The sequence below is a fragment of the Nonomuraea sp. NPDC050556 genome, assembly GCF_044457355.1.
Taxonomy (GTDB): Bacteria; Actinomycetota; Actinomycetes; order Streptosporangiales; family Streptosporangiaceae; genus Nonomuraea.
In genome coordinates this window covers 470,778-483,318 of sequence record NZ_JBITGU010000006.1, presented here as the reverse complement: position 1 = coordinate 483,318, position 12,541 = coordinate 470,778, and the positions used below count along the sequence as shown (strand labels likewise).

9 protein-coding genes and 1 pseudogene are annotated in these 12,541 nt (G+C 63.0%); 4 read left to right on the top strand and 6 right to left on the bottom strand.

What is annotated here, in order from left to right:
- The first annotated feature begins 85 nt into the window (after window positions 1-85).
- On the top strand, window positions 86-1,234 hold the full coding sequence (locus ACIBG8_RS49065) for a helix-turn-helix domain-containing protein (RefSeq protein ID WP_397350221.1): 1,149 nt from the start codon (window positions 86-88) through the stop codon (window positions 1,232-1,234).
- Between the two features lie 1,269 nt (window positions 1,235-2,503).
- On the opposite strand, the gene ACIBG8_RS49060 is transcribed toward ACIBG8_RS49065, so the two are convergent.
- The gene (locus ACIBG8_RS49060) at window positions 2,504-3,181 is read right to left on the bottom strand and encodes a hypothetical protein (protein WP_397350220.1); all 678 of its coding nucleotides are present in this window, start codon (window positions 3,179-3,181) and stop codon (window positions 2,504-2,506) included.
- Between the two features lie 430 nt (window positions 3,182-3,611).
- Between ACIBG8_RS49060 and ACIBG8_RS49055 the strand changes: the two are divergent.
- Both ACIBG8_RS49055 and ACIBG8_RS49050 read left to right on the top strand, forming a co-directional pair.
- Window positions 3,612-3,767: pseudogene (locus ACIBG8_RS49055) on the top strand (IS5/IS1182 family transposase); the annotation flags it as partial.
- Window positions 3,768-4,145: 378 nt separating this feature from the next.
- Window positions 4,146-4,952, top strand: a complete 807-nt coding sequence (locus ACIBG8_RS49050) for a hypothetical protein (RefSeq protein WP_397350219.1) — start codon at window positions 4,146-4,148, stop codon at window positions 4,950-4,952.
- Window positions 4,953-5,193: 241 nt separating this feature from the next.
- Here the strand turns inward: ACIBG8_RS49050 and ACIBG8_RS49045 are convergent, their stop codons facing one another.
- Window positions 5,194-6,477, bottom strand: coding sequence for a DNA cytosine methyltransferase (locus ACIBG8_RS49045; RefSeq protein WP_397350218.1), 1,284 nt, complete (start codon window positions 6,475-6,477; stop codon window positions 5,194-5,196).
- Window positions 6,478-6,515: 38 nt separating this feature from the next.
- Between ACIBG8_RS49045 and ACIBG8_RS49040 the strand changes: the two genes are divergently transcribed.
- Window positions 6,516-7,070: a very short patch repair endonuclease gene (locus tag ACIBG8_RS49040; RefSeq protein ID WP_397350217.1), complete on the top strand. Its 555-nt coding sequence runs from the start codon at window positions 6,516-6,518 to the stop codon at window positions 7,068-7,070.
- A gap of 80 nt (window positions 7,071-7,150) precedes the next feature.
- Here ACIBG8_RS49040 and ACIBG8_RS49035 read toward each other — a convergent pair whose 3' ends face one another.
- The 4 genes from ACIBG8_RS49035 to ACIBG8_RS49020 all read right to left on the bottom strand — a co-directional run bounded on the left by ACIBG8_RS49035 (window position 7,151) and on the right by ACIBG8_RS49020 (window position 12,454).
- Window positions 7,151-8,323, bottom strand: a complete 1,173-nt coding sequence (locus tag ACIBG8_RS49035) for a restriction endonuclease (RefSeq protein ID WP_397350216.1) — start codon at window positions 8,321-8,323, stop codon at window positions 7,151-7,153.
- Window positions 8,324-8,407: 84 nt separating this feature from the next.
- On the bottom strand, window positions 8,408-9,025 hold the full coding sequence (locus ACIBG8_RS49030; protein WP_397350215.1) for a DUF3883 domain-containing protein: 618 nt from the start codon (window positions 9,023-9,025) through the stop codon (window positions 8,408-8,410).
- A 202-nt stretch (window positions 9,026-9,227) separates the two neighbouring features.
- Window positions 9,228-11,048 carry a DEAD/DEAH box helicase gene (locus ACIBG8_RS49025; RefSeq protein WP_397350214.1) on the bottom strand — a complete coding sequence of 607 codons (1,821 nt, stop codon included), beginning with the start codon at window positions 11,046-11,048 and terminating at the stop codon, window positions 9,228-9,230.
- On the bottom strand, window positions 11,045-12,454 hold the full coding sequence (locus tag ACIBG8_RS49020; protein ID WP_397350213.1) for a transcriptional regulator: 1,410 nt from the start codon (window positions 12,452-12,454) through the stop codon (window positions 11,045-11,047). Before ACIBG8_RS49020 ends, ACIBG8_RS49025 begins: the two co-directional genes overlap by 4 nt.
- Between the last annotated feature and the right edge of the window lie 87 nt (window positions 12,455-12,541).

Below are 12,541 nucleotides of genomic sequence, written 5' to 3'. Positions count from 1 at the left end.
CGCCACCCTCGTGGCCCACGACGCTGATTCGACATTCGCTGGACATTCGCCAGCCATAGACCTAGGTGAAGCTGGGCGGGGGATCGTGATATTTGGCAAGCTGCTGCGGAAACTGCGGCTGCGCGCTGGGCTGACACAGGAGCAGCTGGCCGCACAGTCGGGGCTGTCCGCCCGATCTATTTCACGGCTGGAATTAGGGCTGATCGCAGCCCCTCGGGTAACCACCCTGGCGTTGCTGGCCGAATCTCTGGGCCTCGACACCAGCGAGCGGGAGCAACTCGTGACGGCCGCGCAGGACGGCGGTCTCTCCCTCGCGCAGCCACGCCAAAGCCAGGAAGGGCACTGGCAGGACGTACTGATCGGCCGGGATAAGGACCTGAAAGTCCTGCTCGAACTGCTGGTCAAGCACCGGATGGTCACCCTGACCGGACCCGGTGGAGCAGGCAAGAGCGCGCTCGCGTTCGCACTGGCCGCCCGGCTCGATCGGGTGTCCGTCATCGAACTGGGACCGCTCCCGGACGAGCCACGATCCGGAGACGACGGCGAGCATCTGGAGATCATCACAGCGGCCTTCAGCGAGGCGCTGGGCGTGCGTTCCCACCAGCTGCTGGACGAGCTGCGGGCCGGCAGCCGCACCCTGCTCGTGGACAACAGCGAGCATGTGCTCCGTACGGCAGGCCAGCTGATCACGCAGATCACCAACGCCTGCCCGGACGTCACCCTCCTGATCACCTCTCGTCAGCCGCTCAGCCTGCCCGGCGAAGCTGTCTGGAACGTCGCGCCGCTGGCCGTACCGCAGGCGGTCGAGCTCTTCCGCAGACGGGCAGCACAGCACGTGCCGGACCTGGACCTGTCGTCCGAGCTGCCGGTCGTTGCCGAGCTCTGTGCTGGTCTCGACGGACTGCCGCTGGCGGTGGAGCTGGCAGCGGCCCGGTTGCGCACGATGTCGCCTGGGGCCGCTGCTGGAACGACTGAACGTCCAGCTCGGACTGCTCAGCGCGCGCACGGTCAGGCTGCCGCATCAGCAGTCCGTCGTCAGTTCTGTGCAGTGGAGCATGGATCTGCTCGGGCCGGCCGAGCGATTGCTGCTGACCCGGCTGACCGTCTTCGCGGGCGCCTTCACGCTGGAGTCAGCCGAGACAGTCGCAGGGAGGGCGCCTATCAGGCCCGAGCAAGTCGCCGAGCTTCTCGGGGAGCTCATCGATCGCTCCCTGGTGCAAGCTACTCGCGCTGATGAGTACAGCTACAGGATTCTGATCCCGATCCGGGAGGCCTGCCGGCTGGCGGCCGACCCTGACGATCTCACCATCATCCGGGACGAACACCTGCGCTACCTGGGCGAACTGACTCGCGGTCCAGACGTGGCCGCCTGGCTACGGCCGCGCTTTCCTGACGTGCTCGCGGCCCTGGACTGGGGGCTGAACTCCACGAGCAGCGCAGAACGGCTGCGGTTGGGCGTAGAACTGCTGACCGGCGCCCGACCCCTCTGGGACCGGGATATCGGCCAGATCGACGCCCTGCGCCGCTGGACCGTCCAAGCTCTGTCCCGGCAAGAGTCGCTGGACGAAGAGCTGCGCGGCAAGCTGCTGCACTGGGCGGGACGGTTGGCCTACGTCGCGGATGCGCTTCCTGAGGCACGCGCACATCTACTCCACGCTCTGGACTTCACCAACGCGCCGGCCGACCGCGCGTCAGTCCTGCTCGGACTCGCGGCCATCAGCGACGCACTACTCGAGGACGACACCGTGGAGTTGGTCCGGGCCGCGGTCGCCGCCGCCCAGATGTCCGGAGACTACTCGCGGATCGTGGCCGCCTGCTCAGGGGCTGGGGTGATGTTGGCTTGGTGGGGCGAGCAGGAGGCGGCCGAGTCCTCCATCAGGGCGGCCTATGCCGCCGCCGAGCAGGCCAGACTACCCACCGACGCCTGCCAGGCCCTGCACTGCCTGATCTCCGTACGTGCCGGCCGTTTTCAGGACGCGGTACGGCTGGCCGAGCGGCTGCTGGACCGGCGTGAAGGGATGCTACCCAACCTCGTCATCCAGGCGCTTCTGGCCAGGGCATGGGCGGACATCCTCTCGGGAGAGCACCACCGGGCACTCGAATGGTTGACCGACGCAAGAATTCTGTGCGAGCAGAAGCAGTGGGCCAGGCTGGCGGCAGAGGTCTACGAGGCGATGGCGCACGCCCACTGGCGCGCCAGGCGGCAGGAGGAGGCCAGGCGGGCGCTCCTCGACTGCCTGCGTGCCGCGTTCACCTTTCACGACCTCGGCACGATGTTCCGGGTCATCCATCTGGCAGCGCTGATGGCCTGCGAACTCGCTCCGGCGGAGGCCGCCGCTCTGGTAGGTGTCGCGGCACAGTGCCGGGCCCGGATCGCCTACCGACCGTGGCCGCTGGAGGTGGCGGAGTTTCTTCGATGGGAGGAGCGGCTGGGGGTGGCCGTTCCTCCGGAATCAGAAAGTGGAGCGGTCCTGGTCACCCATGCGGCGAGGGCCGTACTTGATCAGTTCGTAACGTTGTAAGGCCAGCCATCCGGGTTGGGGCAGGTCCCATTGCAGCCTCCGCCCCCTGAAGAAGGAGGCGGAGACAGGGGCTTGAGAGACGCCTTCTTGCTGACCAAAACGAAGGTTCGATATCCACCAGGCCCGGCGTTGTTGGCGAAGCGCGTGGTCACCTCGACCCAGTAATCGCGCTGCGCCTGGAGCGGGTGGGTCTGGGAGAACCACGGCGTTCCCGTCTTGATCGCCGGATGGAGGGAGAACTCCACCGTGGACGGGGTGGGCGTGGCTGGTGTGGTTGGATCGATGGGGTCGTCCTCCGCTGTGCTCAGCGACTTGAGGGTGACGACGAGGTCGGTCTGCCCCGTGGCCCACTTGTGGTCCACGCTCACCTGGATTTCCGGGATCTGCAGATCACCGGCTTGCTGCACGCAGACGCGCCCTCTCATGGAAATGGCGTTGGCCAGGTCTTTCTGCGTTGCGCCGAGGGCAACAGCGTAATCCGGGCCCCAGACGTGCAGCCAACCACAGGGTGTGGACCCAGACTCCGCGGAAGCGGCGGTTGGCGAGCATGTGACGAGCAAGGCGAGGACGCCGAGGAGCGAGGCGATTTTCTTGAGATGCACGAGATTCCTTCCGGGGTTGGCCAGAAATTCTGGACGGAAATCCCCGAAGTAGACCATGACATCGATCAGACATTTGCCAACGTGGGAGGCCTCTCACCGGCAGCGGATGAACTCGACCGGAAGCTCATCACAGGGCGCTTGACCTGCGATTTTGACCCAATATGTCCGTTCGGGCAAGATCGCGTCTTGTGGTCAGCGTTGAGGCCCGACTACCGCGTCGGGTAGGCACGGGTCGGATGGCTATGGCAGGGCTTGCAAGCGGGCGTGGGCGGAGAGGAGTTGGGTCGCCCGTGGGGTGGCCATCGTTCGGCGATGCGTAGTCGACCACAGGGGGTCAGGCGTCCGGCAACAGCAAATTCGGCCGTCTGCGCTGAGTCGGAGCTTTCAAGTGATGATCACTATCCGCGAGCGAGCGCTCCGCTCAAATTGAGCAAGCGCTCCGCTACGCGCCGTCTCGAACGTATGCCGACGTGACCGGCTCAGTGTGCCCGCTCGCATCCGCGCCTGCGGGGAACGCGCCGTTGCCACCTTGAAGACCCGGAAGGTCCTGGCCCGGTTGCCCTGCTGCCCACATCGCGCCACCACGATCGTGCGGGCCATCCTCGTCCTGCAGCTCATCGAAGAAGGCCGCCATTCAGGATGAAAGTACTCAGTGTGGATTGACGGCTCTGGGCTCCGGTCGGAGTCTTTGTCGATTCCTGGGCGCGATCGTTCCTCCTGGAAGGCTCGAGACTGTTAAGGGCATCAACGGGCTCGGTCGGTGGGTAGTGACCGCCGCTCGGGCTGCTGGCCTGGTCACATGCACCCTGGCTCGTTGTTGCACCGCAGGCGTCAAGGGGTTGCTGAAGGGCCTGCAAGCATTGCTTGCATGTGGCGGGTTGCGCGGAACGTATTTGGCCCTGCCTTTTGCTCGACGGCCTGAGCCCTGCTCCTCTGGCCCAGGAAGGTGCTCGCCCTCGATGGGCCGGAATTGTCACTGCTACCCCATATATTCGGTTGCACCCGCATCCGAAGGATGGCTATGAAGATCACCTGCACCACCGCCCAGGATGTCCTCGGTCTCTTCAATGTGACCCCGGAAGCCAATCGGGCCCTTACTGAATGGGAGCAGGACCCTTCCAAGGCACCAGCCGTCGTTCCCTTCGTGCTGGCGCACCCAACCGAATTCCTCTACCAACTCACTCCCGCAGACGTGGAGCGTGTTTGCAAGACGACTGACCATGCTCTCGGCCAGGTGCAGCGACGGGTGGCGGAGAGCGTAGTGGAAATTGTTGACTGGCACCCTGACTTCGCCTTCACTCACGTCCTCCACTACGTCCTAGAGGATCTACGCGAGCTGCCAACCTGGCAACACTTCTTCACCTTCATCCAAGAGGATCCCCAAGCGGCCCTCATGTTATGGGGACCTGCCGATGCCGAGATTCAGAGGTTGGTGTCGCTGGGGGTGCCTTTGTCTGCTGCTAAAGCCGCGATGCGCTGGCGCGTCGGCAACGCCTACTACTCCTTCCTTCGCGAGATTTATGTTGTTACCCAATTGCGCGCTGCCGACCTTGACGTGCGCCTGCATCCTCTTGCGGACGCGCTGTTCCGGGTCGATTTCTGGTGCGGACGCACTGTATGCAGCTTGCTCGTAAAGAACAACAAGTTCCGTGAGGACGACCAGGGTAGGAAACGTCAGCCACAGGAGTTTCTCGCCGGAGCCACGCCCCCCTTCCAGTTCCACAAGATTCAGTTAGGGCGGGCATCCCAGTTCGGGGTTGTACACCTGCCTAGCACCGCTCAAATCAGCGCCGCGGCGACGAAGCTTCGTCTCCTTCAAGCCCCGTGACCTGCATATTCCTCTCCCCTGCCCCGCCCTATGCATGTCACGAGTTGCCGCCGTCCTCCGTCGAGGCGTCGGCGATGTGGCTACCGAAACTGGTCGCCGTCACCGGTATGGCCGACCGGGCACGGCTTTATGATGGGATCCGGTTACGTCTTCCGCGAGCCTGTTCCCGCAGGGCCCCTCCTCGCGGCCCGGCCGGGATTCAGGATGTATACGAGTGGGCTGCAACCAAAGCTTGCGAAGGTCAACTGATCTTTGTTCGATATCGCTCAAACTGATCGTGGCGAGCGTGGTTGTCCTGCCCCAGGAATGCCTTGAACTCTCCCAATTTATAGGAAACAAGAGCATCGTCTGAGTTGACCTCGATGGAGAAATCGTGAGCAAGAAGGCTGATTCGACGTTCCAACTCCTCCGGTGAGAGTGCGAGCTCGGTAGCTTCCGCGATCTGTACTGCAGTCATGAAGTCGCCATTGTCGCGCAACGCTCGATAGATGGGGTCGTGGTGAATATCAATGCCGCCCTTGCGCCGCTCCACCGTGCGATTCAACGCGGCAGCTATAGCCATACCGAGCGCCTTGGCTACAGGCGGAGGGAAAGCATTGCCAATCTGGCGGTAATTCGAAGTCTTCTTGCCGGTGAATTCCCACTTGAATTCGTCATTGTCCCAGCCCTGAATGCGGGCAACCATCTCGCATGTCAGCTTTGGTCCGAGCTCGGTCATAGGGCGCTTCTCCGTGTATGGCGGGGCTTGATCGTGTACGCCGAGAGCGTCAACGCCCAATGCAGCCCATGCCCGCTTCGCGCGGGAGGGGCCAAGGTCCGCACCACCATGCTTCTTTGATCCCCCGACGATCGTCGGGGCTATGTCGTTCGCTTTCGCGGCCCACTCCTCGGCGCCGTCCCACCCGTTAGCTTTCATCAGGTCCAGCAGGGTTTCCCCAACGGTAGGCGGGTCGCCGATCCGCTTCGGCCAATGGAAGTAATCGAAGTCTGCGGGTGACATGGCGATGAGCACGAAGCGCGGGCGCAGCTGCGGAACTCCGTAGTCGGATGCCTCCAGAAGGCTCCACTCCGCTGCGTAACCGAACTCGGCCAGCCTGTCCAGAACGTGTTGCCTGTACCCGGCGAAGCGAGGCATGCTAAGCCCTCGAACATTTTCCAGCAGAACAGCCCGTGGTTTGAGGATGTTGACCTGCTCAATTGCCCACGCGAACAAGTCTCGTTCGTCGCTGGCACCTAGCTGCTTTCCAGCGATAGAGAACGGAGGGCAAGGCACACCTCCTGCGAAGAGCTCAATCGGCTGACCATCAAGCTTCTCTGGGGCGTAGTCGGCCGGATTCCACACCGTGAGGTCTGCTACGTCACCTTGTCGCACCTTCCAGTGGGGGCGGTTGTGGCGCAGCGTGTTAACTGCGTTCTCGTCCAGCTCGATGGCTAGCTCGTGCTCGAAACCAGCCTTTTCGAGGCCGAGGGACTGGCCGCCTGCCCCAGCGCAGATCTCGATGACGCGAAGGTGTTGCTCGGTCACAGGGACCCCTTTCGTAGCCAGGATGAGGCGTTGGACCGGTGAGCAGCTGTATCTTCGCGGAGAAGACAGGGAACCGTGAGCCCATCGGAACGAATGTGTCTGACCGGAAGAGACTTCAAGCCAGAAGGCAGGCCCACGAGCGTGGGCTGTATCCGGCGCCGCTCAACGACGGCCGGTCCAGGAACATGCAGGCCAACCGCCGGGCGAACACCAAGCCGGAGGTGGTGCTTCGCAGCGCTCTGCATCGTCTGGGCTACCGCTATCGGAAGGACTTCCGCCTGGAGCTTGGAACTGTGAAGGTCCGGCCGGACATCGTGTTCACGGCTAAGAAGGTCGCGGTCTTCGTCGATGGGTGTTTCTGGCACGTTTGCCCTGACCACGGTAGGCAGCCCACGACGAACGAGTGGTACTGGACGCCGAAGCTCCGTAGGAACATGGAACGCGACCAGATCGTCAACGCTGCCCTCGAAGCTGCGGGATGGCGGGTTGTCCGCCTTTGGGAACACGAAGCGCTGACCATGGCCGTAGAGGCTGTGGTCGCAGCGGTGGATCCCAGTCCCGAACATGCGAGCGACACTAGCGAGAGTGGCTGACAGTTCCACAGGGTTGAGAGGATTTCCCAGCCCCTTGGGAAGGTAAAGAATCTTGGAGCAGCGGGCGGAAGCCGTACGGATCATGTGGAAGCTGGAAATCGTTGGTCGAGCCAGCCCTGTACGGCATGAGTGTCGCCATACCCGTGACTGCGCAGGGCGTCAGCGATGTCGCGAGCGCAGACCATGACGATGGGGTGTACGTCTTCGCGCACCTCTTTGTAGACCTGGCTGTTGAAGTAAGAGGTGGTCACGAACACGCCGAACTGGCGGTGCCGGATGCGGGAGATCAGCCGAGTGACTTCCTTGACGCCCACCGAGGTCGTGGCCGCGTAGCATTTGGCCTCAAGCGCGAACTCCACGGCAACACGGTCTCCGGCAGGGCCTAGGAGGTACTCGCCAACCGCGTCACGACCGCCATCGCGACTGTGCCGGGTGACCTCGCAGGCGCCTGTCGAAGGCGCCATCATTCGCCAGATCTCAACTGCGCATGCTTCGAAGTCGTGAGGGCGCCCGGAGAAGTGCTGGTGAATGGCTGAGACCACCTGTTTTCCAGCCGCATCAGGCTCCTGCTCCGTCTTGCTTCGTACGATAGTCGTGGACGGGGCGAGCAGCTGCTGATAGGTGCGAGCTTCTATCCACTCTCGCCACGGGGGCGGGCAGTTGGAGCCGAGTGAGTTGCCCCTTGCCAGGTCCGTGATCCATGCGCGTGAGATCTTCGGCACATCCAGAACGGTGAAGCGAGACCGGTAGTTCTGGAAGCGTACGCCGCGAGTTGAGCGCCAGATCGCCTGCAACTCGTCGTCGGAGGTCAGTACGGCGCCACCCGGTGCGAGCAGTCCTCGGAAGCGAACATTGCGGCCCATGGCGGCGGCCTTCTCGAACAGGAAGAAGGGCGGGACGTTCACGCGACTGGTATTGCTATGGCTCCAATCGAAGGCGTCGCGGAGCAAGACGTTGCCACGGCGCGAGGTCTCGTGGAGTTCCTTGCCAGGATGCCGGTTATCGCCGTAGTAGGTGAAGATCCCGGTTTGCAGGTCCAGCTCATCTGGCCAGTCAGGCTCGGCACCGGTTGTGAAGAGGAGCGCGAAGCGCACGTCCTGTCGAGTAGGTGAACCGTGGAATCGGAACCCGCCCTGGTTGCCCACGCCGGGGAGCAGCCGGGCCAGAGGATCGTCGGAGATATTGCCGGCATTGCCGCCTGCATAGATGGCGTCTAGCACCAGATCGGCCGTCGCCAACTCAGCGAACGACACTACATGATCTCTATCCGCCACATGAGGAGGGTACCCAATATGCCCGCTTTTGCGGTATGGGGGTCAGCTTCGCGCTGCGCACGGCTAGCCCGGCCACGGAGGTGTTCCGGCGAGGAATCCCAGCGTTCGGAAGGGGGCGAGTGCTGGGCAACCTGGGGTCAGGGCTTCATGCGGAACATCGAAGCGTGCTGATTCCCAGCGGCCCCCGACTTGCTTGTCCGCTGGGGCCCTCGCAGAGATCCAATCGCGATTGACGGTGGCTACAGCGACTGGCTGAAGCGACTGGTCGAGCCTGACGGTGACGAGGATCCAGAACGGGTCGCGGCGCATGGTCTCGTACTCATGCCGGGAGAGATAAATGCTGAGGCGCCCCCTGCGGGTGGTGCTCTTGACTTCGATATGGAAAGGCTCTCGCTCGATGTCGTAGCCGTACCCATCAGACTCGGCTGCGACATGCCTTGCAGGGACGTCGGTCTCGGCGGAGAGTAATGCCATCAAGGCATGCTCCCCCGCCGAGCCCACGTCGGCACGTGCAGCGGCGTCGATCTTGCTCCAGGCCTGTCGCACAACTGCTAGTGCATCGCCTGTGCCGAGCCCCAAGGTCCCAGCGGCTCGCAGGGCGTCTTCGGGAAGTTCTTCCGGGCTATGGATGAGCAGGTCGGCGTCAGGGAACCAGAATGCATCACGTACGGCAGCCTCCATCAGGGAAGCTGGGCCCGATGAGACCTGTACACGACCCATGGCGGTGACTAGTCCTGCGTCCTGCAGCCAAGTCAGCGCGGCTGAGTACTGGGTAGGGGTCACATCGCTGAACTCGCTGTGGGAGATAAACAGAGCTCGGGTGCGCGTGATGTCTGAGGTGGGCAGGTGATCCAACCAGCGTAGGGCGGCCCGCAGCACGGGATCAGCTGGCACTGGCACGGAGGTGGCCCATAAGTGCCTGAAGGTCGCGCTGGTCGAGACCACCACCGATTGCGGGTTCCTCGTCGAGGTCGGCAAGTTGGTGGACAGTCGGATCGTCGAGGATCCGGCCCATGAACTGAAGCTTGTCGTTCAGCCGTTGAGCGACGACTTCGTCGATGGTGTTTTTGCTGGTTAGTACCGTGATTCTTGTCTCGGTACCTGGCGTGAGACCGAGCCGGTGAATGCGGTCGAGACTCTGCAGGAAACGGCCGGCCGCGAAGTCACGATCTACGTATATCGCGTCATGGCACTCGTGGTGCAGGCTGATCCCTTCCCCGAGAGTCGCTGGATTGGACAGAAGCACCATGCACTCTGGGTCGCGCCGGAACCGCTCGATCTCTGAATCACGGTCCTCGGTCCCGCCGTGGATCAGGGCGGGGGAGAACTCCTTGAGGATCTTTTCCAACGTGGTGACACTGCGTATGAAAGTCGACCAGACCAGTGTCTTCCGTCCAGCGGCGGCGTTCTGAGCGACTACCGCGAGTGTTTCCAGGTACTTGGGCGACATCTCGTAGTTGGGCAGATCGCGCATCACATCGAGAAGTGGCGACCCGTCGGGAATCTGTAGCGGAGGGACCTGATAGGCAAGTGGCTCATGCCTGGTGGTGCCGACCGAAAGCAAGGCGGGGCTGATCGCGGCAAGGAGCAGGTAGATTGTGATCTTGCCGAGGGCTTGGAAATCGTCCTGCGACGTGACTGCTCGGGCCGAGTACAAGCCGATCAGCGCGTCGTAGACCTCGCGGTGCAACGGCGGCAGCTCGATATCCCGCCGGGTGATCGTGACGGGCGGGAGTCCAAGTTCGTCCTTTGTCGTCCGGGTAAACAGCGGACGCAGAACCCGGCTCGCCTGCGCGAGATTGCCACCAGCCACAGCCTGAGTCACTGTCCGGCGACCGTAGCCGGGCCAGACGAATCCCAGCAGGTTCTCCAGGTCCTTCGCGCCGTTGGGAGCCGGCGTGCCGGTCAAGATCAGGCGTCGTCGCGCCCGTGGTCCCAGGGCGAGACAAGCAGAACCATATGCGCCGTCGGCCCCCAGCTTCATGCGGTGAGCTTCGTCCAGAATGAGCAAGGAAGGCTGGGCTGAGAGCCAGCGTACGAGCGCGTTCAACGATCCCTGGAGACGCTCGTAGTTCACGATCAGGGCGTCCGCGGTCGGATCGATGCTCTTGTCATAGACCTCCATTTGGAGGGGGTCAGACAGGCATTCGCTGTTCTCGGACTTCCAGGCCTCATAGCAGGACTTTGGGCCTACGATCAGAAGTCGCCGTACCTGTCCCTTTTCGCGCAGAGCCTGGAACACCGCCAGACCGACACGGGTCTTGCCCGCTCCTGGCACGGAGAAGTTCGCGCCGTGACGCAAGGACAGCAGTCTGGCAATATCTCTGCGCTGGAACGACGTAAGCGGTCCCTTCCATCCGGACCCGAGCAAGTCTGGCAGTTCGCTAGATGAGACTGTGTTGTCCGTGGCTCCGCTCAGCTCGGCGCGAACGGTCTGGGCATCAAGGGCCGTGTCTCGGGCGAGTGCGGCCAGCTCCTGGTCCCAGGTGACGCTCTCCGGGTATGGCCAAGTGGCCAGCTCCGCCAAGTTAAGCAACAGGTCTTCGATCGCGACCTCCGCAGAGCCGCGAGCGCGCTGATTGGCGGTTCGAAACCTGTTTACCAGACGTCGAAGATCGTCTTCATGGCCATCTCGAACCCGCAATCGAGCCACGGCAGCACTCTCGCCGAAACCAATCTGCAGGCTCGGTATCGAGTCACTCACGAAGGGTCTTTCATCACTTCAAGCAGCCAGGCCACACCATCGCCGGGCTCGGTGAACGTCCGGGCAGCCTGCTTGGCGAGCTTCTCCAACGACTGACGGAGCCGAATGACCGCATCGTCGAAGGCTTCTTCGTCAAGAGCACGGGTTGCCCGAGCCTGAGCCAGGTCTCCGATGCAGAGGTCGATGTTGTCGCACGCATCTGACAGCCGCTCGGGGGCGGCGAGCCTGCGCTGCTGCTGACGGTCGTCACGGCCTGCTGGAGTGAGCGCGCGGTCGAAGGAGTCCTTGGCTGCCCTGAGCTTCTCCGCCGCCTCGGTGACCTGTGTGGTGCTGACCTTGCTCCCAGCCAGCGCGGTCGCCTTAGCCTTGAGCAGGGTGTCGGTGAGAGCTCTGGTCGCCTTCGCGGTCGGCGTGGCATCCGGGACCGTCAGACCATCCAAGCCAGGGATGTTGACTGGTGCCGACTTCACCTCGGGCTTGATCGACTCGGGAAGCTTTGGTTCCAGGTACTTATCGTGGAAGTCGGTCTTCGCGAGCCGTACATCCGTCTTAGCGTAGCCAAGCACAATCATGGCAAGCCGTGATTCCTTGAGTGCTTCGGCTGCGTCTGGGTCAGACTTCGCTGCGCTTGTGTAGTCGCGGTGCAACTCGCGGAGCTTCTCTTGATGGTCCTCGAAGTCGACCAGCCGCAAGGCTGCGCCATCTGTGGTCGCGCTGCGTGCGATGGCATCCTGGATGATGCCGTACACCCAGCGATCCTTTTCGAGCGTGGGAGTCTTGATGTGGAACTCCCGGGCGATGTCATCCGGCCGGCGGCCCGCCTTCAGCTGTTCGTCGATGGCGATCAATTGGTTGATGTACGAGTAGCCGCGCTTGTGCTCCTTACGGAGCTGCAATGACAGCTCGACGCTGCCGATGTCGTCCCAGGTGGAGGAGTCTGGCAGCACGCCGACGCGGATGTGCTTCTCGCCGAGTTCGCGTAGCGCAGCGCCGCGGGTGTTCCCGTTGACGAGGACGCCGTGGATCGTGATGATGCCCGGATCCTTCTGGCCAAAGTTCTCCAGGTTGTCGCGGAGGGCTTTGTAGTCCTCATCGACCTTGTCCGGATCAGATGGCTCGCACTTGAGGAGCGTGTCCAGATAGTCCTGAGCCTCGTGGCCCCACGGATCGTTGTCCAGGGCGAGGTCCCGCACCGGGTCCAACGTGCGCTGAGCGCGGATGCGGTGAGTGTCGGGGTTGTAGTAGAGCAGGTCGACCGGCATAGAAATCACGTACAAGTGCTTCTGCTGTCCGCGCCACTCGATCGTTATCTTCTCGCCGTTAGCGCTGACGGCCTCGGCCAGCCGTTCGGAAATCATCGAGCGAACCTGCTCGCCTTGAGGCGGAACCCCGTACGTTGTCGACATGCCCGGCTTCTCCCTCACCTGTTGACCACGTCAGGCAGCATCGTGGCACCTGCGACTGACAATTCTGGGGATAATCGATCAAGTCAC

Excerpts from the sequence above, each read along its gene's own strand:
- ACIBG8_RS49060 (WP_397350220.1), bottom strand. The coding sequence starts at position 3,181 with ATGGTCTACTTCGGGGATTTCCGTCCAGAATTTCTGGCCAACCCCGGA.
- ACIBG8_RS49020 (WP_397350213.1), bottom strand. The coding sequence starts at position 12,454 with ATGTCGACAACGTACGGGGTTCCGCCTCAAGGCGAGCAGGTTCGCTCG.
- ACIBG8_RS49050 (WP_397350219.1), top strand. The coding sequence starts at position 4,146 with ATGAAGATCACCTGCACCACCGCCCAGGATGTCCTCGGTCTCTTCAAT.
- ACIBG8_RS49030 (WP_397350215.1), bottom strand. The coding sequence starts at position 9,025 with ATGGAGGCTGCCGTACGTGATGCATTCTGGTTCCCTGACGCCGACCTG.